The sequence below is a fragment of the Kribbella hippodromi genome, assembly GCF_039531045.1.
GTDB classification, from domain to species: domain Bacteria; phylum Actinomycetota; class Actinomycetes; order Propionibacteriales; family Kribbellaceae; genus Kribbella; species Kribbella hippodromi.
Genome location: NZ_BAAAPH010000038.1, coordinates 1 through 22,134 on the forward strand (window position 1 = coordinate 1; position 22,134 = coordinate 22,134).

The 22,134-nt window shown below is 68.3% G+C and carries 17 protein-coding genes; 9 read left to right on the forward strand and 8 right to left on the reverse strand.

Features of this window, described 5'->3' with window-relative positions:
• Window positions 1-88 precede the first annotated feature (88 nt).
• Both mgrA and ABD260_RS36095 read left to right on the forward strand, forming a co-directional pair.
• Window positions 89-1,153, forward strand: coding sequence for an L-glyceraldehyde 3-phosphate reductase (gene mgrA / locus ABD260_RS36090; RefSeq protein WP_344241244.1), 1,065 nt, complete (start codon window positions 89-91; stop codon window positions 1,151-1,153).
• A gap of 1,557 nt (window positions 1,154-2,710) precedes the next feature.
• Window positions 2,711-3,364 carry a hypothetical protein gene (locus ABD260_RS36095; RefSeq protein WP_344241246.1) on the forward strand — a complete coding sequence of 218 codons (654 nt, stop codon included), beginning with the start codon at window positions 2,711-2,713 and terminating at the stop codon, window positions 3,362-3,364.
• A gap of 869 nt (window positions 3,365-4,233) precedes the next feature.
• Here the strand turns inward: ABD260_RS36095 and ABD260_RS36100 are convergent.
• On the reverse strand, window positions 4,234-5,211 hold the full coding sequence (locus ABD260_RS36100) for a TAXI family TRAP transporter solute-binding subunit (RefSeq protein WP_344241248.1): 978 nt from the start codon (window positions 5,209-5,211) through the stop codon (window positions 4,234-4,236).
• Window positions 5,208-7,232, reverse strand: coding sequence for a TRAP transporter permease (locus ABD260_RS36105; protein ID WP_344241250.1), 2,025 nt, complete (start codon window positions 7,230-7,232; stop codon window positions 5,208-5,210). Before ABD260_RS36105 ends, ABD260_RS36100 begins: the two co-directional genes overlap by 4 nt.
• Window positions 7,233-7,350: 118 nt before the next feature.
• Here ABD260_RS36105 and ABD260_RS36110 point away from each other — a divergent pair, with 118 nt between their 5' ends.
• On the forward strand, window positions 7,351-8,016 hold the full coding sequence (locus tag ABD260_RS36110) for a response regulator transcription factor (RefSeq protein WP_012918592.1): 666 nt from the start codon (window positions 7,351-7,353) through the stop codon (window positions 8,014-8,016).
• A gap of 36 nt (window positions 8,017-8,052) precedes the next feature.
• Window positions 8,053-9,393 carry a sensor histidine kinase gene (locus ABD260_RS36115; protein WP_344241252.1) on the forward strand — a complete coding sequence of 447 codons (1,341 nt, stop codon included), beginning with the start codon at window positions 8,053-8,055 and terminating at the stop codon, window positions 9,391-9,393.
• 90 nt (window positions 9,394-9,483) lie between these two features.
• On the opposite strand, the gene ABD260_RS36120 is transcribed toward ABD260_RS36115, so the two are convergent.
• Entirely contained in the window at window positions 9,484-10,527 is a 1,044-nt protein-coding gene (locus tag ABD260_RS36120; RefSeq protein WP_344241254.1) for a TAXI family TRAP transporter solute-binding subunit, read from the reverse strand.
• A gap of 185 nt (window positions 10,528-10,712) precedes the next feature.
• Here ABD260_RS36120 and ABD260_RS36125 point away from each other — a divergent pair, with 185 nt between their 5' ends.
• Complete coding sequence (locus tag ABD260_RS36125) at window positions 10,713-13,727, forward strand: alpha-mannosidase (RefSeq protein WP_344241256.1); 3,015 nt, start codon at window positions 10,713-10,715, stop codon at window positions 13,725-13,727.
• A 93-nt stretch (window positions 13,728-13,820) separates the two neighbouring features.
• On the forward strand, window positions 13,821-15,155 hold the full coding sequence (locus tag ABD260_RS36130) for a cytochrome P450 (RefSeq protein ID WP_344241258.1): 1,335 nt from the start codon (window positions 13,821-13,823) through the stop codon (window positions 15,153-15,155).
• A 26-nt stretch (window positions 15,156-15,181) separates the two neighbouring features.
• Here ABD260_RS36130 and ABD260_RS36135 read toward each other — a convergent pair whose 3' ends face one another.
• Window positions 15,182-15,685: a DUF5709 domain-containing protein gene (locus tag ABD260_RS36135; protein ID WP_344241260.1), complete on the reverse strand. Its 504-nt coding sequence runs from the start codon at window positions 15,683-15,685 to the stop codon at window positions 15,182-15,184.
• Window positions 15,686-15,741: 56 nt separating this feature from the next.
• Between ABD260_RS36135 and ABD260_RS36140 the strand changes: the two genes are divergently transcribed.
• Both ABD260_RS36140 and ABD260_RS36145 read left to right on the forward strand, forming a co-directional pair.
• Complete coding sequence (locus ABD260_RS36140; protein ID WP_344241262.1) at window positions 15,742-16,896, forward strand: FUSC family protein; 1,155 nt, start codon at window positions 15,742-15,744, stop codon at window positions 16,894-16,896.
• Window positions 16,896-17,078 carry a hypothetical protein gene (locus ABD260_RS36145; protein ID WP_344241264.1) on the forward strand — a complete coding sequence of 61 codons (183 nt, stop codon included), beginning with the start codon at window positions 16,896-16,898 and terminating at the stop codon, window positions 17,076-17,078. Before ABD260_RS36140 ends, ABD260_RS36145 begins: the two co-directional genes overlap by 1 nt.
• Window positions 17,079-17,294: 216 nt before the next feature.
• Here the strand turns inward: ABD260_RS36145 and ABD260_RS36150 are convergent, their stop codons facing one another.
• Both ABD260_RS36150 and ABD260_RS36155 read right to left on the reverse strand, forming a co-directional pair.
• A complete protein-coding gene (locus ABD260_RS36150) occupies window positions 17,295-17,744 on the reverse strand; it encodes an OsmC family protein (protein WP_344241266.1) in 450 nt (149 codons plus the stop codon).
• A 4-nt stretch (window positions 17,745-17,748) separates the two neighbouring features.
• The gene (locus tag ABD260_RS36155) at window positions 17,749-18,891 is read right to left on the reverse strand and encodes a phosphatidylinositol-specific phospholipase C1-like protein (protein WP_344241269.1); all 1,143 of its coding nucleotides are present in this window, start codon (window positions 18,889-18,891) and stop codon (window positions 17,749-17,751) included.
• A gap of 82 nt (window positions 18,892-18,973) precedes the next feature.
• Between ABD260_RS36155 and ABD260_RS36160 the strand changes: the two genes are divergently transcribed.
• Window positions 18,974-19,591: a TetR/AcrR family transcriptional regulator gene (locus tag ABD260_RS36160; protein WP_344241270.1), complete on the forward strand. Its 618-nt coding sequence runs from the start codon at window positions 18,974-18,976 to the stop codon at window positions 19,589-19,591.
• A gap of 48 nt (window positions 19,592-19,639) precedes the next feature.
• Here the strand turns inward: ABD260_RS36160 and ABD260_RS36165 are convergent, their stop codons facing one another.
• Window positions 19,640-20,041 (reverse strand): DUF3592 domain-containing protein, encoded by a 402-nt coding sequence (locus ABD260_RS36165; RefSeq protein ID WP_238352512.1) that lies wholly within the window; start codon window positions 20,039-20,041, stop codon window positions 19,640-19,642.
• A gap of 195 nt (window positions 20,042-20,236) precedes the next feature.
• Window positions 20,237-22,105, reverse strand: coding sequence for a DUF5107 domain-containing protein (locus ABD260_RS36170; protein ID WP_344241272.1), 1,869 nt, complete (start codon window positions 22,103-22,105; stop codon window positions 20,237-20,239).
• Between the last annotated feature and the right edge of the window lie 29 nt (window positions 22,106-22,134).

Genomic DNA, 22,134 nt, shown 5'->3' on the forward strand with positions numbered 1-22,134 from the left:
CCCCAGCCCAAGCACTAGCCGAACTACTCGTTGCTTAGACCACTGGACCCCGCCCACGGTTTCTGCTGGAAAACAAGGGGGTTTGCACATGTTGGGACATGGGGCAGACTGTGGTTCCGTGACTGACTACGTGGCGGCTGAGGGCCGGTATGACGACCAGATGAGCTACCGCCGGACGGGACGGAGCGGGCTGCAACTGCCCGCGATCTCGCTAGGCCTGTGGCACAACTTCGGCGACGACAAGCCGTTCACGACGCAGCGCGACATCCTGCGCCGGGCGTTCGATCTCGGCGTCACGCACTTCGACCTGGCGAACAACTACGGCCCGCCGTACGGCTCGGCCGAAACCAACTTCGGGACACACTTCGCCCGCGACTTCAAGCCGTACCGCGACGAGCTGATCATCTCGTCGAAGGCCGGCTACGACATGTGGCCGGGTCCGTACGGGCAGGGCGGCGGCTCCCGCAAGTACCTGCTCGCCTCGCTCGACCAGTCCTTGAGCCGGATGGGCCTCGACTACGTCGACATCTTCTACTCGCACCGCTTCGACCCGGACACGCCGCTCGAGGAGACGATGGGCGCGCTCGACACCGCGGTCCGTTCGGGCAAGGCGCTGTACGCGGGCATCTCGTCGTACTCGGCGGACCGGACCCGGGAGGCGGCCCGCATCCTGCAGGAGCTCGGTACGCCGCTGCTGATCCACCAGCCGTCGTACTCGATGCTGAACCGCTGGATCGAGGAGGACCTACTCGACACGGTCGGCGACCTGGGCGTCGGCGTGATCGCGTTCTCGCCGCTGGCTCAGGGCGTGCTGACCAACCGGTACCTGGATGGCATCCCGTCCGACTCCCGCGCGGCCCAGGGCAAGTCCCTCAACCCCGACTCGCTCACCGAGGACACGCTCAAGCACGTCCGCGCCCTCAGCGAGATCGCAAACCAGCGCGGCCAGTCGGTAGCCCAACTCGCCCTCGCCTGGACCCTCCGCGACGACCGCGTCACCAGCGCCCTGATCGGCGCCTCCAGCGTCCGCCAACTGGAAGACAACCTCGCCACCGTCCGCAACCTCCACTTCACCCCCGAAGAACTGAAAGCCATCGACGCCGACGCCGTAGAAGCCGGCATCAACCTCTGGAAAAAGAGCTCCGACGCCTAACTACCCGCCCCACCCCACCCAGAAGCGCCCGCCCACCCAGCGGGCGCTTCCCCGTTCCACCCGGCCCCACCCTGCCACCCGCCACAGCCGCACGCCGCACGCCGCACGCGCAACCCAACCACCTGCACCATCGCGTACCGATCGACAGGTAGCCCTCATCACCCCCACCAGCCCCTGAGCGTGCTGCCCCTGCCCTCACCTACCGCCAACCAGCCCACCACCCACTCTTCGGCACCCGTCCTCCGGAACCCCTGGCACACCTTCACCCCAACGTGACATCCCGGGCTACGCCCCACCCGCGGGGTACACCACACCCGCCGTGCACCACACACCGCCGCACACCATCACCGCGCGACTCCCACCGACACACCCGCCGCCGCACACATCCACCGCCACAGTCGCCATCACGCACCCCCCGCCACACCATCACCGCACGGGGCCACCGCCACACCCGCCGCCGCGCGAGGCCAACCGCCGCCTCCACCGCCCGCGCAGACCCAGCTGCCCACACCATTGAGTACCGAAGGACGGGTAGTCATGGTCACCTCCGCCACACGCTGAGCGTGCAGTACCCCCGTTCAGCGGTCGCTGGCCGGACCACCACCCGTTCTTCGGTCCGGCAGGTCCCCGGTCCGCCACCCAGTCCGGCACCGCCTCCCCCGCTGAAGCAAGCTCCGACAGACAGCGCATCCGACGCCCAGCCGCGTACATCCGCACCAATCCGCCCCATCGATGAACAGACCAGCGGCCGGTCCCCACGACCGACCGCCGGCGGGATGTGCGACCGCTGCCGAGCTACAACCTGTCACCAGCAAAACAACCCGCCAGCCGCACGAAGTCCACACCGGGCGCGGGCACCTAAAGCTGGTGGCTACGGGAGGGACATGCGGCCACTGGCCGGATGTACGACGGCGGGCCGGATGTACGACGGCGGGCGGGAGGTGGGACGGCGGGCGGGAGGTGGGACGGCTGCCGGGATATGTGACTGCTGGCGGGCTGCAACAACCCACGTCAGCGGCGAACAGCCTGCCAGCCGCGCGGAGCCTCGCGCCGGGTGCGGGCACTGGTACAGGTTGGTGACTGCTCGCGGGATCTACCACCACTGGCGGGATATGTGACCGCTGGCGGGTTACAACATGCCAGCGGCGAAACAACCCGTCAGCCGCCGGACGTTGACCCGCGTTGGTCGGGACGCATGCTCACTCGGACGCTGACCTAGGTAGGTCGAAGCCCCGCCCACCACGCCGTACACCACTCTGCGGGACGCAACTCCCACCCACCCGGACTCAGGGATGGGTGCTGGGTGGGCGGCGAGTGGCGAGCGAGCGCGGGAGTCGTGAGCGCATAAGCGCGGGACTCCGTGAGCGCGGGAGCGCGGGACTCCGTGAGCGCGGGAGCGCGGGAGTCCGTGAGCGCGGGAGCGCGGGAGTTCGTGAGCGTGGGGGTGGGTGAGTTCGGGGGCGTGGGGTTGTGGGGAGGTTACGGAGCGGGGTGGGGTGGTTGCGGGGTTGGGCGGATGAGGGGACGCTGGGGGGAGTACCTCTGGAGGTGGTTCTTATGGCCGCTTCGACGCTGGAGATGGCGCTGGGCTATGAGCATGCGCGGATTCGGGAGTTGGCGGAGCCGGCGCATCATCCGGCGGCGGCGCATCCTGAGCGGCGGCATCAGACGGACTGGTTCTACGCGATCGCGGCGCAGCATCTGGCCGCGGCGGAGGATGTGTTGCTGCCTCGGGTGCGGGAGTTGCCGGACGGGGCAGAGCTGGTGGTCAGGTATGTCGGGAATGCCAAGGAACTTGAGCGTTCGCTGCGGTTCCTGAAGGGACGGCAGTACGGTGACAGCCGGTTCCTGCATCTGCATCACGAAGAACTTTGGCAGCACATCGATCGGCTGCTGACAGAGCACGAGTCGATGGAGGCGTCCTGCAGCCGGCAACTGTGCGATCAGCTGGATGACTCGCATGTGAACGCGCTGACCGAGGATCTGCTGGAGGCGGAGGAGGTCGCGCCGACGCGTGCGCACCCGTCGTCGCCGCATATCGGACGGGCCGGGCGGATCGCGCACCGGATCTGGCGGATGGCAGACAGCGCGTGGGACAGCGCTGAAGGGAGAGTGGTGCCGATCAAGTACCACGCCCACCCGAAGCGCGACTCCGCACTCTCCCACTACCTGTACGGCACCCCCATGCCCCGCGAGGAAGAACCGCACTAGCCCCAAGCAATCCTCCACCGACCCACCTACGGCAAACCGCCTGGTGGCCGCTGCCGGCCGCCCGCGAGCGGACGGGTGAGCGGCGACTGTGAGCGACATGTGAGCGGTGACGGTGAGCGGTGACGCGTGAGCCGACTCAACCGAGCAGTGCGTGGTGCCGAGCAGTGCCGGCGAAGCTGAGCCCGCTGGGGCAGCGCTGGGTCGGGTGGAGCCGCCCGGGCAGTGGTGGGTCGGGTGGAGTGCTGGGTCGGGTCGAGCGAAGCTGCGTCGGCGGCAGCCGGTGGGCCATTGGGCAGGCCCGCGTGCGGCACGCTGCTGGTCAGCCCGTCCCGGCGCTGTGCAGGAGGAGGAGCAGGCGGCTCCGGCGAGCGGGTGGAGGCGCTGCGTGGGTGGAGGCGCTGCGTGGGTGGAGGCGCCTCGGTAGTGCTGGGATAGGTGGAGCCGGCAGGGCAGTGCTGGGGTGGGTGGGGCCGGGTCGGATGGGGTTGGGGTGCGTGGGGGCGGGGTGGGAGGTGACCGGGCCCGCCCTCAGGGATGCCTCCTTGGGGGTGGGCCCGGTCTGCCGGCTCTCACTGCGCCTGGTTGTGGGGGCCGGCGTTGGCCCCGGCATCGCTGCGCCTGTTGTGCGATGACGGGTCCGGCGTCCTCTCCCGCTGCGCCTGGTGTGCGGAAAAGGACGGTCTTTGGGGTGGCCGTCGGACCGGCTCCGGTGGCCCGGTGCCCGTACAGTACGGCCGCTATGCGGTCACCTCAGTCCGTCTCAAGCAGATCAGCGCCATCTCGGTCCATATCAGGCCACCTCGGTCCATATCGGCCACCTCGGCCACCTCGGGCAGCTCGGGCAGCTCGGCCACCTCGGGCAGCTCGGTTTATCTGAGGCCATCGATGGCCTTCTTTGCGCCGGGGTGCAGGGGTACTGGGTCGGTTTTGTCGGCGTTGTCGAGTGTGATGCCCTTGGCGGCGGCGTTCACCGCGACCAGTGCGTCCAGGTTTGAGTAGATGACCTTGGTGAGCTGCTCGGCCAGGTCGTCCTTCATGTCCTTGCGGACCAGCAGCACGTTCGGGACGACGATGGTTTGTACGTCAGCCGGCTGCTTGTACGTAGCCGCAGGGATCGGCGCCTGCGCGTAGATCGAACCGTACTTCTCCTCCAGCTTCGGCAGCAGATCGGCGAGTGGCAGCAGCTTGACGCCCTTGCCCATGCTGGTGACCAGGTCGGTGATCCCGCCGGTCGGCAGCCCGCCGGACCAGACGAGTGCGTCGATCGAGCCGGACTTCATCGCGTCCACGGATTCCGGCAGGCCGAGTCGCTGCGCGGTCACGTCCTTGGCCGGGTCGAGTCCCGCGGCCGTGAGCAGGCGGCGCGCGATCACCTCGGTGCCGGAGTTCGGTGAGCCGGTCGAGACGCGTTTGCCCTTCAGGTCGGCGATCGAGTTGATTCCGGCCGAGGTGCGTACGGCGACCTGCGTGTAGTTGTTGTACAACCGGGTCAATGCGACCACGTCTTGCTTGGAGGTGAAGCTGTGCTCGCCTTTGACCGCGTCCGAGGCCGAGTCGCCGAGCGAGAACGCGAGGTCGTAGTTGCCGGCCACCAGGCCCTGGATGTTCTGGACCGAGGCGCCGGTCTCGCTGGCGGTGGCGCGATAGCCGGACACCTTCTGCGAGATCACCGAGGCCAGCGCTCCGCCGAGCTGGTAGTAGACCCCCGTCGTGTTGCCGGTCGCGATCGTCAGCCGGCCGCCGGACGCGCCTTCGGAACCGGCGGGCTGACGCTGGCCGCCGCAGGCGGTGAGCGCGATGACGGCTGCGATCGCCACCGCGGCGGTGGGGAGGCGACGGAGTCTCATGAGGCAACGGTTCCTTCCACGGAAGAGGCCTGGCGCTGCCGCCGGACCAGGTTGAGGACGACGGCAACAAGTAGCAAACAGATTCCGGCCGTGATGGTTACGGGCGCGAGGTAAAGCAATAGCGCGGCGGCCGGTACGCACAGCGCTCGCTCGAGCCGGCTGGCCTTCACGAACACCCATCCGCCGGTGACGACCGCGAGCGCGGCGACGGCGAGCATCGACACCAGCGTCGTCCACACCATGCCGACCAGCGAACCCTGACCCAGCAGGTACGAGCCGTTGTCCGTGAGCACGAACGCGAACGGCACCAGGAAGGCCGGCAGTGTGTACTTCCACGCCTGCCACATCGTCGGCATCACCTTGCCGCCGGTGATCGCCGCGGTCGCGACGGCGGCCAGCGCGGTCGGCGGCGAGACTTCCGAGAGGACGGCGTAATAGAAGATGAACATGTACGCCTCGGGCTGCGTGACGCCGAGATGTACCAGCGCCGGCGAGATGATCACCGCCGCGATGATGAACGACGCGGTCACCGGTACCGCGAGTCCGAGGATCAGGACCGCGATCGCGGACAGCAGCACGGTCAGGATCAGTACGACGGTGTGGTTGTCGGTCAGCCCACGCGCCGCTCCGACGATGATTTCGGCCAGGTTCAGTCCGAGGCCGGTCTGGGTGGTGACCGCGACGATGATGCCCGCGGTCGCGCAGGTCGCCGCCACCGGCAGCACCGAACGGGTGCCTTGGGCAAGCGCATTGAACAACGGCCGGCCCGTCAGCCGGTGCGAGCGGTCCAGGAAGGACAGCGCGAACTGGATCACCACGGCGTACACGACTGCCTTGAACGGCGGGATGTCGACCGCCATGAACGCGATGATCACGAACAAGGACAGGAAGTGGTACCCGAACCGCAGCAGCAACCGCCACGCCGACTGCTGCGAGGTCTCCGCCGAAGTGGTGCCGTGCTTGCGGGCGTCGATCTCGATCGCGAGCAGAATGCCCAGGTAGTACAGGATGGTCGGGATCACCGCGAACCCGAGGACCTTCAGGTACGAAACCTGCAGGAACTCCGCAATGATGAAAGCCGCCGCGCCAAGGGTCGGCGGGGACAGGATCGCCCCGATCCCGGATGCGGCGAGCATGCCGCCCGCTGGTTCCGGTGGATACCCCGCGCGGCGCAGGATCGGCCACGACACCGTCCCGAGCGACACCGCCGTCGCAGTACCCGATCCCGACACGCTGCCGAGCAGGAACCCGGCCAGCGTGACCGTACGCCCCGGTGCCGTCCGGCTGCGCTTGAACGCGGCGAAGGACAGATCGATGAAGAACTTGCCCGCGCCCGAGTAGTCGAGCACCGCGCCGTAGATCGTGAACAGCACGATGTACGAGGCCGCGACGTTCAACGGCGTCCCGTAGAACCCGGCCGTACCCATGGTGAACTGCGCGATGATCGCGTCGAAGTTGAATCCCTGATGCGCCAACGACCACGTGTACGGCAAGTAACCGCCGTAGTAGGCGTACGCGATGAACACCAGGCTGAACGCCGGCAGCACCCAGCCCGTCGTACGACGGCATGCCTCGAGCAACAAAATCAGCAAAACCGCGCCCGCGACCACATCGAGCGTGGTCGGTTCCTGCCGGCGTTCGAGATAACCGTCGAAGCCGAACAGCGGGTACACGCACACCGCGAGCGCCACGATCGCGAGGATCCAGTCGATCAGCCCGGGATCGTCATGCGTACGCGCTTTGAAGGGATTGAGCACCGCGGGCACCTTCAACCCGCGGTAACACAGCAGCGTGATCGGCAGGATCGCTGCGAGAAAGATCACCAGGTAGAACTGCGTGCCTTGTGGTAAAGGGAAGAACACCTGCGCGAGGACGCCGACACTGACGATTGCGCACCAGACCGAAATCACCAGATTCAGGGCAGGGCGCAGCCGCCGAGCGGGGCGTTCCTGCTCGTACTCGGCAAGTTCTTCCGCGGAAGGCGCCGTCACGCCACTCCCGCTGTCAACACCGACAGTCATCGACCGGCTCCTTCCTGTGCCCGGAAGGCTAATGTTGCCGAACACTGCGTGGAGTCACGTGATTACGTCTTTACCAAGATCTGACACATCGGGGCGTGACCTGGCCTACGATCACCGCATGAGTGGCGCGGTGCGGATTCTGCTGGTCGAGGACGATCTCGATATCGCCAATGCGCTGATACCCGCGTTGCGGCGGTACGGCCTGATGGTGACGCACGTCCGGACGGCGGCGGACGCCTTGGCGGCGGACCCCGGTGACCTGGTCCTGCTCGACCTCGGCCTCCCGGACGGGGACGGCATCAATGTCTGCCGGCAGATCCGCACGGTCTCGGATGTGCCGGTGATCGCGGTGACAGCGCGTGGTGAGGCCGCCGACCGGGTCCGTGGGCTGCGCAGCGGCGCCGACGACTACGTGGTGAAACCGTTCGCGATTTCCGAGCTGCTGGCCCGCATCGATGCTGTACTACGGCGTACCGGTCTCTTGCAGCCCCGTCCTCGGGTGACTGTCGGCGACCTGACCGTCGACATCGAGGCCCGAACGGTTCAGGTGGCGGACAAGCCCATCAGCCTGACCCGCAAGGAGTTCGACGTGCTCGCAGTGCTGGCCGCGCACCACGGCCGGGTGGTCCCCCGGGAACAGGTCGCGCTGTACGCCTGGCAGTCGGTGTTCGAGGCGTCGTCGCGGACCATGGACGTCCACGTCGCCAGCCTGCGCGCCAAACTCGGCCGTCCGGAGCTGGTTCAGACCATTCGCGGTGTCGGCTACCGCCTCGGTTCGGACTGACCGTTGCGCCGTCGACTACTGCAGTCCCTCGTCCCGATGGTCGTCGCACTGGCCATCGTCGCCGTCATCCCGCTGGCGAACTTCATCGCCACCAGTACGTCCCGCACGCTCTTCCTGTCCCGCAGCAACGACGCGGACTGGTTCGCCACGATGGCGGAGTCCCCACTGCAGACCGGTGACATCGCCAACCTGCGCGAGCTCGCGGTGCGCTACCACGAGCTGTACAACACCCCTGTCTTCGTCGTGGACGTCGATTCACGGGTCATCGCGACATCCGAGTCCGGTGTGAACGTGAAGGAAGACGACATCGCGGCAGTACTGCACAGCTCGCTGGCGGGCCGCCTGCCACCCGAGCCGCCAGCGCTGTGGCCGTGGCGGACCGGTGAGATGGTCGTGTCCCGTCCGGTCGTCAACAACGGCAGCGTGCTCGGTGCGGCCGTACTGCGAGTGCCGACCGACAAGGCTCGCGACCAGGTGCAGAGCGGGCTGCTGCTGCTCCTGGGCGGCCTGTTGATCAGCATCGGCGCGATCATCGTCGGTATCGTCCGGCCGATCACCCGCTGGGTGCTGCGGCCGCTGCAGGACCTGGACAACGCCACTCACCAGATCACCCGGGGCGCCCTGGACACCAGAGTCTCGACCGACGGGCGCGCACCGGAGCTTCGGCGGCTCGGCGACAGCTTCAACTCGATGGCGCTAAGCCTGCATCAGGCCCGGCAGCGCGAGCGGGAGTTCGTCGCGGACGCGTCACACCAGCTGCGTACGCCCCTGACGTCCGCACGCATCCACATCGAGGGGCTGTCCCGGCTGTCGCCGACTGCCCGGTTCGCTCTGAGCGACATCGACCGGCTCGGCCGGATCGTGCAGCGGCTGTCCCGGTTGGCCGGTTCGGACCGTCCGTCGGCCGATGCCGATGGCAACGAAGAGCCGCTGGACCTGGCTCAGGCAGTCAAGGAGCGCCTGGTCGGCTGGAAGGCCGTGTACTCCGCCGATGACCTGGAGCTGATCATCGGCGAGATGGTTCCGGGTGGCGTAGCGCCCGAGCTCGAGGTCGACGACATCCTCGACGTGCTGCTCGACAACGCCTCCAAGTACGGCGCGCCGCCGGTCGAGGTCTCGGTCACCCGGGACGGTACGGAAGTGGTGCTGTCGGTTCGCGACCATGGACTTGGTCTCGGATCGCGCGACCTGAAGAAGGTCGGCGAACGCTTTTGGCGCAGCGCGCACCACCGGGAGATGCCCGGCACCGGCCTTGGCCTGGCGATCGTCCGTTCCGAAGCAGCCCGCGTCGGCGGCCGCGTAGTCGCCCGCCCACCCATCGGCGGCGGCCTCGTCATCGAGGTCCGCGTCCCCCTGATCGACGACTACGACGCCTGAGCCTTCTCCACCGTTGTTGTGGGTTATCCACCCTCATACCGGTGGAGAACCCACAACACGAGTGGATAAGCCGGCTCAGATGTGGCCGGCTCAGATGTGGTTTTGGCGGTACCAGCGCTCGGCGGCGGGGTGCAGGGGGACGGGCATGGTGGCGATGGCGGAGCGGGGGTCCAGGGCGCCGGCCTCGGGGTGTTTGGGGATCAGGTCGTTCTGGCGGCGGAAGAGGGTGTTGACCGTCCACCAGGCCCAGGAGTCCGACAGGTTCGGCTTGGCGATCAGATAGTTCGGTACGGCGAGCGTAGGCACCGAGCTGGCCAGGCCGTACTGCGACGGTGGGATCGACGACACCACGAAGCCACCGAACTTCTCCAGTGCGATCTTCTCTGCCACCGTGCCGATGTCCAGCAGCCGGAAGCCGGTGGACTTCTGCAGCTCGGCGATCGGCGCGGTGGGTACGCCACCACTCCAGATGAACGCGTCGATGCCGGACTTGGACGTACCGTCCGCCTTGTTCTGCAGGGCGGCGACCGACTGCTCAAGGGTCAGGTTCACCCGGGTCACGTCGACGCCGGCCGTGTCCAGGATCATGTCCGCGATGATCTGCGTTCCGGACTTCTTCGGCCCGACGCTGACCGTCATCTTCCGGGCCGGGGTGCTCGGGTCCGGGTTCAGGTCCTGCAGGCTTTTCGCCTTGGACGCCATCGGTACGACGACGTGCACGTAGTTGTCGTACACCCGGGCCAGCGCGTAGAACTTCAGCCGGCCGGTGCTGCTGAAGTGACCGCTGCCCTCGTACGCCGCCAGCGCCGAGTCCGACGTACAGAACCCCAGCTCGGCCTTGCCGGTGGCGACGTCGACCAGGTTCTGCACCGAGCCGTTGCTGGGGACCGGCTTCAGCTCCATGCCGGTCACTTCGCTGACCAGCGTGCTGAGCGCCGCGCCGAACTCGAAGTACACCCCGCCCTTGTTGCCGGTCACGAACGTCGCCGCCTCGGACGGCGCGGGCTCGTCGGCACGGCCGCGCGAGCAGCCGGGCAGCAGCAGTGCCGACGCCGCGGCGGCGCCGAGGCCGAACATGCTGCGCCGGGTCAGCCCGGGTTGCCGGTCAGGGGTCAGCAGGCGGGGGCGATCCATGCAGACAACCTAGACAACAACCGGGCCGTGGGGTAGCCGGGTCAGCGGCCCGCAACCCAACCGCTACCCACAGGTGTCCCGGAAAACTGCGTCTGGACGCACCAGGGGTCGGTGTGACAGCGTTGTCATCCCTGCGGCCGAAAACATGGCGGTCGCGGTGAGGACCTTCCCCGGAGGCTGATTTCGTGCACGACGACCGTCAACTCATCGAGGAGCGGCTCAAGCGCGCCCTGCGGGAGCGGCTCCGCCCCGCGATCTACGGCGCGGCGGTCCCGCTGGACATCGAGGTGTGGCACGCACCCGGTGAGCCGGTGGCCCCCGCCGAGGCGCTCGCCCAGACCTACGAGCCGGCCCAGATCGGCCTGCCGTGGGGCCCCGCCTGGGGCACTGCCTGGTTCAAGTTCAGCGGCCAGGTGCCGGCCGAGTGGGCCGGCCGCGAGATCGAGGCGGTCATCGACCTCGGTTTCAGCGGCGGCCCCGGGTTCTCCGCGGAGGGCCTGGTGCACACCACCTCCGGCCGGCCGTTGAAGGGCCTGCACCCGCGGCAGACGTACGCGCCGCTGTCGATCCTCGGCCCGGACGGTACGCCGGCCGCGCCGGGTGACCGGATCGAGTTCTACGTCGAGGGCGCCGCCAACCCGGAGATCCCGCTCGACAACGCGTACGCGAAGGTCGACATCGGGGCCAAGCTCGGTGACACCCCGATCTACCAGCTGACCCGCGCCGACCTGGCCGTCTTCAACGCCGAGGTGTGGGACCTGATCCTGGACCTCGAGGCACTGGACAGCCTGCAGCATGAGCTGTCCGCGCAGGAGCCGCGCCGCCGGGAGATCCTGCGCGCGCTGAGCCGGGCGCTGGACGCGCTGGACTACGAGGACGTCGCCGGTACGGCCGCGGACGCCCGCGCCCAGCTGACCGACGTGCTCAGCCGGCCGGCGCACGCGAGCGCGCACCAGCTGTCCGCGGTCGGGCACGCGCACATCGACTCCGCCTGGTTGTGGCCGCTCCGCGAGACCCGCCGCAAGGTGGCGCGGACGGTGTCCAACGTCGCGACCCTGGCCGAGGAGTACCCGGAGCTGGTCTTCGCGTTCTCGCAGGCGCAGCAGCACGCGTGGGTGAAGGACAACTACCCGGAGGTGTGGGAGCGGCTGAAGAAGGCCGTTGCCGAAGGCACCATCGTCCCGGTGGGCGGCATGTGGGTGGAGTCGGACACGAACCTGCCCGGTAGCGAGGCGCTGGCCCGGCAGTTCGTGCACGGCAAGAAGTTCTTCCTGGACGAGTACGGGATCGACACCCAGGAGGTGTGGCTGCCGGACTCGTTCGGCTACACCGCCGCGCTGCCGCAGCTGGTGAAGCTGTCCGGCTCGAAGTGGTTCCTGACCCAGAAGATCTCCTGGAACAAGGAGAACCGGTTCCCGCACCACACCTTCTGGTGGGAGGGCCTGGACGGGACCCGGGTGTTCACGCACTTCCCGCCGATCGACACGTACAACTCCGACCTGTCCGGCCGCGAACTCGCGCACGCGCAGCGCAACTTCGCCGAGAACGGTGCCGCGACCCGCTCGCTGGTTCCGTTCGGGTACGGCGACGGTGGTGGCGGCCCAACCCGTGAGTTCGTCGCGACCGCGCGCCGGGTGAAGGACCTGGAGTCCTCGCCGAAGGTGACGATCGAGTCGCCGACGGAGTTCTTCAGCGCCGCCGAGGAGGAGTACTCCGAGCACGCGCCGGTCTGGTCCGGTGAGCTGTACCTGGAGATCCACCGGGCCACGTACACCTCGCAGGCGAAGACCAAGCAGGGCAACCGGCGTACGGAGCACCTGCTCCGCGAGGCCGAGCTCTGGAGCACCGCGGCTGTGGTCGCGGGCAAGCTGGACACGTACCCGTACGCGGACCTGGACCGGCTGTGGAAGGTGGCGCTGCTGCACCAGTTCCACGACATCCTGCCGGGTTCGTCGATCTCCTGGGTGCACCGCGAGGCCGAGGCCACGTACGCGCGGGTCGCCGAGGAGCTGAACGCGATCATCGCCAAGGCCCAGCAGGCGCTGGCCGGCTCCGGTGACGCGCAGATCGTCTTCAACGCCGCACCGCACGCCCGCGGTGGGGTGGCCGGTCTGGGCGCCGGTGTCGCGGCCGGCGAGGGCCAGTCGGTCACGGTCGAGAACGGCGTGGTCGACAACGGCCGGATCCGGGTCACCATCGACGAGCGTGGCCTGATCACCTCGCTGTACGACGTCGAGGCCGACCGCGAGGTGATCGCGCCGGGTACGACGGGCAACCTGCTGCAGCTGCACGTCGACACCCCGAACCACTGGGACGCCTGGGACGTCGACTCGTTCTACAAGAACAACGTCCGGGACGTGACCGAGCTCGACAGCCTGGACTTCAGTGTCGTCGACGGCGTCGCGACCGTGGTGGTGAAGCGGTCGTTCAACCGGTCGACGGTGACACAGACGCTGCGGGTCCGCCCGGGCGCCAAGCGGGTCGACATCGAGACCGAGATGGACTGGCACGAGTCGGAGAAGTTCCTCAAGGCCGCGTACCCGGTCGACGTGCACGCGGACCGGTCGGCGTCCGAGACGCAGTTCGGGCACATCTTCCGGCCGACGCACCAGAACACCTCGTGGGACGCGGCCAAGTTCGAGATCGCGGCGCACCGCTGGGTCCACGTCGGCGAGGCCGGGTACGGCGTCGCGGTCGTCAACGACTCGACGTACGGCCACGACATCAACCGGACCGCGCGGGCGGACGGCGGCACCACGACCACCATCCGGACGTCGCTGATCCGCGCGCCGCGGTTCCCCGACCCGTTGACCGACCAGGGCGTACACACCGTGAACCACGCGCTGGTGGTCGGCGCGGGGATCCCGGAGGCGATCGAGGAGGGCTACCGGATCAACCTGCCGGAGCGGGTCGTCACCGGTGCCGGCGGCGTCGAGCCGATCGTTGCCGTTGACAACGGCAACGTGATCGTCGAGGCGGTCAAGCTGGCCGACGACGAGTCCGGCGACGTGATCGTCCGGCTCTACGAGTCCGCCGGTGGCCGGGCCCGGGCGACGGTCACGCCGTCGTTCGCCGCCGCTTCGGTCAGCGAGGTCGACCTGCTAGAGCGCGACCTGGCGGACCGGGAGCTGAACGGCAACGGGGTCTCCTTCGAGCTCCGCCCGTTCCAGATCCTGACGCTGCGTTTCAAGCGGTCCTGACGTACCGGACGGGGGCCCCTCGACAAGCTGCTGCTTGGTGAGGGGTCCCCGTTCGTTGTGCAAGCGTTCATCCGGCTGACGTAGCGTGAAAGCATGGCTCCGACACCGCTGCTCGGTTCCCGGACGCTCGATCGGCAGACGGCGCGTACGCTGCCGCCCGGCCCCAAGCTGCCGACGCTCGCCCAGACGTTCTTGTTCGCCAGTCACCGGCGGACGTTCTTCCCGCGGATGCTCGCGAAGTACGGCGACGTGTTCACGATCCGGCTGGTGCCGTCCAGCCGGGTGTGTGTCGTGCTCAGCCGGCCGGATCACATCCGCGAGGTGTTCGGCAGCCCGCCCGCGGTGATGCACGCCGGCGAGGGGAACACCGTGCTGGAGCCGATCATGGGCTCGCATTCGCTGCTGCTGCTCGACGACGAGGATCACGTCCGGATGCGCAAGCAGCTGATGCCCGCGTTCTCCGGGGCGGCACTGCGCGGGTACGCCGCGATGGTGCACGAGCTTGCCCAGACCGAGGTGGCGAAATGGCCGGCCGGGGAACCGTTCAAGGTGCATCAGCGGGTGCGGAACCTCACCCTCGAGATCATCCTGCAGGTGATCTTCGGCGTCACCGACACCGACCGGCTGAACACACTGCGGCCGCTGCTCGACAAGATCGTGTCCGTCTCGCCGGTGATCATGCTCGGCGGGTTCTACCCGGCGCTGCTCCGGGTACGGCCGTGGAAGACGTACCTGGACACGCAGCTGAAGGTGGACGAGATCCTGTACGACGAGATCGCCAAGCGCCGCGAGACGTTCGAGGGCCGGACGGACGTACTGTCCCGACTGCTTGCCGCCGGCAACTGGTCGGACGAGGAACTGCGGGACCAGCTGGTGACGCTGCTACTCGCCGGGCACGAGACGACCGCGACCGCGATGGCGTGGGCGTTCCACGAGCTGGCGCGACGGCCGGACGACCTCGCCTTCGGTCAGCGGGCTGCGGATGCCGGAGCGGACGACGAGCTGGAAGCGATCGTCAAGGAGGCGCTGCGGCTGCACCCGGTGGTGTACCAGGTCGGCCGGCGCCTCACCGAAACCACCGATCTGGCCGGGTACCGCCTCCCCCGCGGCACGACGATCATGGCCGCGATCGGCCTGGTCCATCGCGACGCCGAGCACTTCCCGGCCCCGCGGGACTTCCGCCCGCAACGCTTCCTGTCCGACGATCCGCCGGCCCCGGGGACCTGGATTCCCTTCGGCGGTGGCGCCCGCCGCTGCATCGGCGCCGGCTTCTCGCTGATGGAGGGCACCGAAATCCTCCGCGCGGCCCTCGCCGCGTACGACTTCCAGGCCCCGCGCCCGGCCCCAGAGCCCGCTCAGGCGAAGAACGTCACTCTGGTCCCCCGGCGCGGAGCCGAGATAACCGTCACCCGACGGCCAAGGGGTTAGGTCGTGTCTGAATCACCAGACGCGACCTAGTCCTCCAGGTCGGTCACATCGCCGAGGTCCACGTCGCGGTAGCCCGGGAGGTTCTCCTCGTCGTCGTCGGTCAGCTCGAAGTTGTCTTCGTCGTCCACGACATGCACGGCCGCTTCCTCGGCACCGGCCGCGGCGCCGTCGATGCCGACGTCCTCGGCGTAGAGCTCGCTGTCCTGGTCACTGTGCGAACCCTCGTCGGGCGCCACCAGGCGGCCGGAGCGTTCGGTGCCGACCTCCGGGCCGCCGACAGCTTCCCCGTCCTCCGCGTACGGGTCGACGTCCGGGTTCTCCTGAGCGATCCGCTGGTCCAGCGACTCGCCCTGCAGCGCCTCGTCGGCGGTGGTGCCGAAACCTTCACCGGCGGACCACTTCTCCGGCGGCGAGTAGCCCTCGTCGAGCAAATCGTCGACGCCCCGGTCGTCGAGGGTGTCGCCGGGCTGCAGCTGGTCCTCGTCGTCGACCGAGTAGCTGCCGTAGTCCTCACGGTTGTCGTCGCTCATGGTGCCACCTTGGCGCGTCGCGAGCCGTGGAATCAAGCACGACGCAGAATGGGGCCGTGGATCCGGTCAGGCTGACGTTGGACCAGTTGCGGGAACTGCGGGACGACATCGCCCCGCAGGCCGCCCGGCGGTCGCGTGCCTCGATCCGGAAACGGGTGGACCGCTGGCGGGACCGGTCGTTCTTCATCGCCCAGTGCGCGCTCGCCGCCGGCCTGGCGTGGGCGCTGGCCCGGTATGCGCTTGGTCACAAACAACCGTTCTTCGCCCCGGTCGCCGCGATGGTCTGCCTCGGCTTCAGCTTCGGTCAGCGGCTCCGCCGGGTCGCGGAGGTGATGGTCGGCGTCGCGGTCGGAGTCGGCGTCGGCGACTTGTTCGTCAGCATTTTCGGTACCGGCATCCCGCAGATCGTGTTCGTGATCGCCCTCGCGATGAGCGTCGCGGTGCTGCTCGGCGCCGGCAACCTGATGACCACCCAGGCCGGTGTCCAGGCCGCGATCGTCACCACCCTGCTGCCGAATCCGGCCAGCGGGTTCAGCCGCTGGCTGGATGCTGTCCTCGGCGGCCTGGTCGCGCTCGCCGCCGCCACCATCGCCCCGGCGGCGGCGATCAGGCGCCCGAGACAACAAGCAACCGGCGTACTGAACGAGCTGGCCGAGATCCTGATCGAGACCGCCGACGGACTTCGCGCCCGGGACGAGGAGGCGATCACGGACGCCCTCCGCCGGGCCAGGGCCAGCGAGTCGCGCCTGGACGACCTGCGCAGCGCCGCCGCCGAGGGCGTTGCCGTGGTCCGGCTGTCCCCGTTCCGGCGCAGGCACCGCGGCCGGGTGCAGGAGATCGCGGACCTGGTCGTACCGCTGGATCGCGCGATCCGGAACATCCGCGTCCTCGTACGCCGCTGTGCCGTCTCGGTCTGGCGTGACGAGGCGATGCCGGCCGAGTACCCGATGCTGTTCGAGCGCCTCGCCGACGGTACGCGGCTGATCGGCGAATCGCTCTTCGAACCGGCCGCCGACGTGGCCGCGCAACGCGTACTAGGTGAGCTCGGCCGGCGTACGTCGGTGCTGCCCTTGCCGGGCGGACTGTCCGCGGCCGTGGTGCTCGGCCAGCTCCGGTCCACCATCGTCGACCTGCTCGAGCTGTCCGGTACGCCGTACGAGCAGGCCCGTGAACTCGTCCCGCTCCGGCCGGACGGACTCGACGAGAAGTAGTGACTCAGGTCACATTCCGGATTCCCGTCATACCCGGCCGACTGCTGCGTCTCACCGGCATGACGATCCACCGACTGATGAGCACGATGGCCACCGAGCAGGTTCGCCGGCTCGAAGATCTCCTCGCCGTCGAGGCCCCGATGACCGCTGACGACCGGACCGACGCCGCCGCCGAGCAGTAGCAGGCGCCAGCCGGACGAACGAACCCGGGTGGCGCATCCGGACGGTCTCGCCCACCGAGCCAGACCGCACGGAAGCGCACACCGAACGCAGAGGCGCCCAGTGCGCAGCGCCCCCGGATTCGTTACCGGTGCACCGCCACAGCGGTGCGCCACCCACCACCCGCCGACCGTCCTGACGCCGCTTGCGCGAGGCTCAGGCCGGCCGGCGGGTGGTTTTTATTTGCCAGTGGCAACAGTGATCTCGGTGGTCACCGAGTTCGCGATGAAGCACTCCTGGTGCGCCAGGTGATGCATCCGCTCGATCGTCGCGGCGTCCGGCGCGGTACCGCCCCAGCTGATCTCCGGGTGCAGGGTCACCTCGGTGATCGCCAGCCGGCCGGCCGCGTTCTTCGCCATCAGGCCGACCGCGTGGTCGTCGTACGAGTCGACCACCAGCCGCTTCCGGGCCGCGATCGCCAGGAAGGTGAGCATGTGGCAGGACGACAGCGACGCGACGAAGGCCTCCTCCGGATCGACCGGACCCGGATTGCCGCGGTACGCGGGGTTGGCCGATCCGGGCACCGTGATTCCGCCGTCGAAGCGCCACTCGTGGTCGCGGTCGTAGCTTTCGTACGTGAACTCGTGCTCGCCACGGCTCCAGCTGACGTCAACCACGTGCTCCGACATCGGATCATCCCTCCGAAACAGCCGCTTTCGCGGACGTTGTCACCGGGTTAGAGCGTACCGGCGTGTGCCCGGGCAGCTTGGCAACGTAGTCACTGTCGTACCGGGCCGCCATGCCCGCGACCGGGAAGTCGGTGGTGACGTACTGCGCACCACTGGCCAGGGCGATCCCGAGCCGGGTGTAGTCCTTGTCCCGGATCGTCGACATCGGCTCGTCCGAACGGGTCCGGACCAGGTACCCCTTCTTCACCAGGCGCTGGATCTCGGCCTGGTTCGTACCCCGCGGATCGTTGATCTGGGTGATCGCCGCGTCCGGCGCACCCTCCGGACCACGGGTGAAGACGGCGCGCCCTTCCAGGCTCGGCCGGCCGGCCGTGTAGGTGTCCCGGATCGCGCCCGGACCACCGTTGTCGAAGTAGAACATCACCTGGCCGCGGGCGCTCTTCAGCGTCGGCCAGCCCTTGCTGAGCACGGATTGCTCAAGGGTGAGGCCGGGCTTGCGGACGTCGTCGGGCGTCAGGATCTCGTCCTCGGCGAACACCGACCGGATCTCGGTGTCGACTCTGTCCAGGTTCGCGGCGTCCCACGGCGGCGCCTTCACCCCGCCGGCGGCGACCACGTTCGGGTCGGACTGCTTGAGTTCGAGGTTGATCGCGATCGGTACGTGCGACGGGTGCTTGTCCGACCAGGTCTTCACCTGCTGCAGGCACAGCACAAAGGTGTCGCAGGTGGTGTTGTAGTCGAAGTCCGGAATGTGCAGGACCTTGATCCCCGGCTTCGCCATCGCCGGATCGGTCAGCGGTCCCTGCCCGGTCAGTTTCCGGATCAGCGGGTACGTGTACAGGCCGCCCTGTGGATCGGGCAGCAGATCGAGTTCGAGCGCGCGGACGTTCTGGTCCTCGAGTTGCTGCCCGATCGGCGCGTGCGAGTACCAGAGGTCGACCGAGCCGGGGTTCTGCTGCTGCTGGACCTTCTGCTCGGCCGGGCTGAGCTCGCGGTGGTACGAGTTGTGCGCGCCGATGACCTGCACCTGGTTGAGCCGTAAAGCGGATCCGGCGGCCTGCGGGTCGTGCCGGGTACCGATGGCGGTACCCGAGGCGGCGACCGCGGCCGAAACCAGGCCGGCGACGAGCGTCTTACTGAAGCGCATAAGGAATTCCCCTCCTCCGATTGACGGCAATCTGTCACAAAGGAGTGGCAACGATGTCCCGCTCAGCATGGACAATGAGTGAATGGTGACTTCGGGTGCGTATCCGCTCCGCCGTACGCCGACCCAGGACCGGGCGAATCGCCAGGTCGAGCGCATCCTGGACGCTGCCTGTGCCGAGGTGGTCGAGCGTGGGTACGACGCGGCGTCGACGAGCGGGATCGCGAAACGGGCCGAGATCGCGGTCGGCAGCGTCTACCGGTACTTCCCGGACAAGCGCAGCCTGGTGCAGGCGATCGAACGCCGGAACCAGGCGCGGTACACGGAAGCGGTCCGGGAGCGGCTGGCACAGGTGACGAGCTGGCGGTCCGCGGTCGACGTCACGCTGGACACGTTCCGGGACATGCACCGGGAGGACCCGGGGTTCAAGGCGGTCGTACTGAGCGGGCTCGGCGACCCGGACCTGGAGTCGAAGCCCGGCGAGTTCGACGATCAGCACGCCGGTGAGTTCGCGGAGCTGCTGGTGCTGCGGTTCGGCGCGCGGGACACGGCCGAGTTGCCGCTGGCGGTGACGCTGTGCATCGCGATGGGCGAGGCGCTGGCCCATCTGGCCGACCGGCTGCCCGCGGCCGAGGCGGCCTATGTGCTGGCTCAGGGGCGTCCGGTGCTCTACAACCTGCTCGCCCCACATCTTCCTGCTTGAGCCCAGAAGGCTCAAGCAGGCTCAAGCAGGACGGTCACGCCCGGTGCTTCAGGCCGCCCTGGCCGCGGACTGCGGTCCCAGGGTCGGCCAGTGGCTGACCCGCCCGGCCAGGCGGGCCCGGCGAGGCGTCCGGACGTCGTACGCGACGATCACCCGATCGCCCTTGGCGTAAGTAAGCCGGCTCCCGACCGGGAACTTGCGAGCGACCTCGTACGGTCCCTCACCCCGGCGGGTGTAGTACTCGACGATGACTTCGGTGTACACCGCCGGAGCACCACTCTCCAGTTGACCGCGGACCGGGCCCCGGACCCGGATCACTCGTCCCGCGGTCTTTTCCTCTGTGCCGGTAGGGAGCTCGTCCCGGCGCAGACCGGCCAGGACCTCGGTCACGACGAAAGCCGCGACCACCAGCACCAGGCCGAACCCACCTAGTACAACGATCGTCAACATGGCACTCACCCCCGACGCGCCGCCCGCAAGCAGCGCGGTCGTCGTTGTCGTAACTGCCTTGCGCGGCCCTTGCCGCACACCGGTGAGACGCCACCGGATTCCACTTGGTTCCACTCGGGTACGGATTCTTTTCTACAGCTCTATGGTAGAGCCCGGTGGAGCGGTGTTACCAGGGGTAGAGTTGACCTGAAGTTGTCAGTTTCCGCCCATTCCGAACTGATACTGGGCCGGTACCGGCCGGTTGGTGCCAAGCGCCTCCTCGGCGGCCAGCCAGTAATCGGTGAGCGGATTCGCTCCCTCACGGACAGTTGCCAGCTGGATACCCTGGGCCAAAAGCGCGTGCGCTGCCGCCGGGTCGCCGGTCTCCAACGCGTACCGAACCCGCAGCAACTGGACGCGCGGGTCGTCCGGAGCATGCTCGAACATCGGCTCCGCCCGGGTCACATCGGTGTCCAGCGCGGCCGTGATCGCCTCGACTACCAAGGGCACCAGGTCAGGGCGGAGTTCTACCGCTCGCTCGTAGTACGACAACTCGCCGGTGACTGCACCGAGGTTGCGCAGTGCCCAGGCGTTGTCGCCCGACTGCTGCCATGCCGCCACCGCACCGGCCTCGTCACCGTCGTAGTGCCGGGCGACTCCACGGTGGTACCAGACCAGCCAGTTGTCCTCCGCTGCCTCCAACAGCTCGCGCCACGCCACCAACGTCCCGTCCGGTACGTCACTAGCGGCCGGCAGCTGTCCGTCCAGTAGCGGCAACCATGCACGCTCGCGGGAGGTCATAGTGTCCTTGCTGAACGGTGTACCTGCTGACACCGTCCAACCGGTGCGGGCGAGCTCCAGCGCACCCCAGCCGGATCCGACCGCCAACACCTCTACTGGTGCTGCGTCCACGACCTGCTGCCATTGCTGCTCCCGTTCACCCAGTCCGTCCAGCACTGGGCTCAGTGCAGTCGCTCCGGCCGTACGGGCGGTGTGCCAGTCGTCAGCATGCGCTGCGGCCGGGTCCATGGTGATTCGGCCGTACGCCTCCAGCCAGTGCCACTCCGTTGCCGCCGGCAGTCGTAGGTGCTCCATCTGGGTACGGGCGAGACCTGCCTGGATCTCGGCGTACCCACCGGCTTGGAGACCGGGCGACAGCCACTCCTGCCACCGGTGGCCGCCATCCCCTTGGCCCCAGACGAACAGCTTCCGGCCCTGTAGCCGCTCGGTCGACGCTTGCGCCAGGCCAGTACCAGCACTATCGACTGAAGCGATCCATGGCCGCTCTTCCGCGCGTGGCTCGAAGAAGAAGTCCACTGCACGCGGGTGGCGCGCCGGATAGGTCAGGTCGGTTCCCTCGTAAACAGGCACGTCGATTAGATCGAGTCGGTTGCCGTACCCGTACCGCCATGCCTGGTCGGCCGGGACCAGCACTCTCCGGTCCGGCGACTCGGGTACGGCAATGTTCGACCACCAGTAGGCCGGGACGTCTACGTCGGACGGGTTCTGCAGCCGGACACCGACGTACAGGAACTCCGAGTCAGCAGGCAGCCAGAAGTCGAGCTGGGTGACGAGGTTGCGGGTCCGCTCGAGCTCCCACAGCCGCAGCACGGGCGTACCGTCCGGACCGTCCACCCGGGCGGCGTGCATCGGTGCGCACGTACCAGTCCAGTGACCGGTGCTACCGACGTTCCACTCAACCCCACCGGCGAACCAGGCGTTGCGCAGTGCGAGGTTCGCGGGCTGGAACACCGGGTTGCGGTAGAGCAGCTCGGTCCCGTGGTGGACCAGCGAGTACAGCCGGCCACCGAGACTTGGCAGCACGGTCGCACGGACGTGGTCGTTCTCCAGTACGAGCGCGGGCAACGCCGTCTCGACGAGAGTGCGGTCGTACCCGTCCTGGTTCAAGCACGGCAGCGGACTGTGCAGCTGCCCGTACTCGATGTTCGCCCGCAGGTCGGCCGGAAGCTCGGCGAGGTTCTCGACCTGGTGCACCTCACGCTGCGTACGCAACGGCGCGAGCGGGTTCTCCGAACCGAGCGAAGCTGCGGGAAGCACGAAGTTTTGCGCAGAAAGAATCGTCACGTCCACATCTTCGCAAGTGCGCTATACAT

Bases quoted from the DNA above. Each gene is read 5' to 3' on its own strand.
- mgrA (WP_344241244.1), top strand. From the start codon at position 89: ATGTTGGGACATGGGGCAGACTGTGGTTCCGTGACTGACTACGTGGCG.
- ABD260_RS36095 (WP_344241246.1), top strand. From the start codon at position 2,711: ATGGCCGCTTCGACGCTGGAGATGGCGCTGGGCTATGAGCATGCGCGG.
- ABD260_RS36100 (WP_344241248.1), bottom strand. From the start codon at position 5,211: ATGAGACTCCGTCGCCTCCCCACCGCCGCGGTGGCGATCGCAGCCGTC.
- ABD260_RS36105 (WP_344241250.1), bottom strand. From the start codon at position 7,232: ATGACTGTCGGTGTTGACAGCGGGAGTGGCGTGACGGCGCCTTCCGCG.
- ABD260_RS36110 (WP_012918592.1), top strand. From the start codon at position 7,351: ATGAGTGGCGCGGTGCGGATTCTGCTGGTCGAGGACGATCTCGATATC.
- ABD260_RS36115 (WP_344241252.1), top strand. From the start codon at position 8,053: ATGGTCGTCGCACTGGCCATCGTCGCCGTCATCCCGCTGGCGAACTTC.
- ABD260_RS36120 (WP_344241254.1), bottom strand. From the start codon at position 10,527: ATGGATCGCCCCCGCCTGCTGACCCCTGACCGGCAACCCGGGCTGACC.
- ABD260_RS36130 (WP_344241258.1), top strand. From the start codon at position 13,821: ATGGCTCCGACACCGCTGCTCGGTTCCCGGACGCTCGATCGGCAGACG.
- ABD260_RS36135 (WP_344241260.1), bottom strand. From the start codon at position 15,685: ATGAGCGACGACAACCGTGAGGACTACGGCAGCTACTCGGTCGACGAC.
- ABD260_RS36150 (WP_344241266.1), bottom strand. From the start codon at position 17,744: ATGTCGGAGCACGTGGTTGACGTCAGCTGGAGCCGTGGCGAGCACGAG.
- ABD260_RS36155 (WP_344241269.1), bottom strand. From the start codon at position 18,891: ATGCGCTTCAGTAAGACGCTCGTCGCCGGCCTGGTTTCGGCCGCGGTC.
- ABD260_RS36160 (WP_344241270.1), top strand. From the start codon at position 18,974: ATGGTGACTTCGGGTGCGTATCCGCTCCGCCGTACGCCGACCCAGGAC.
- ABD260_RS36165 (WP_238352512.1), bottom strand. From the start codon at position 20,041: ATGTTGACGATCGTTGTACTAGGTGGGTTCGGCCTGGTGCTGGTGGTC.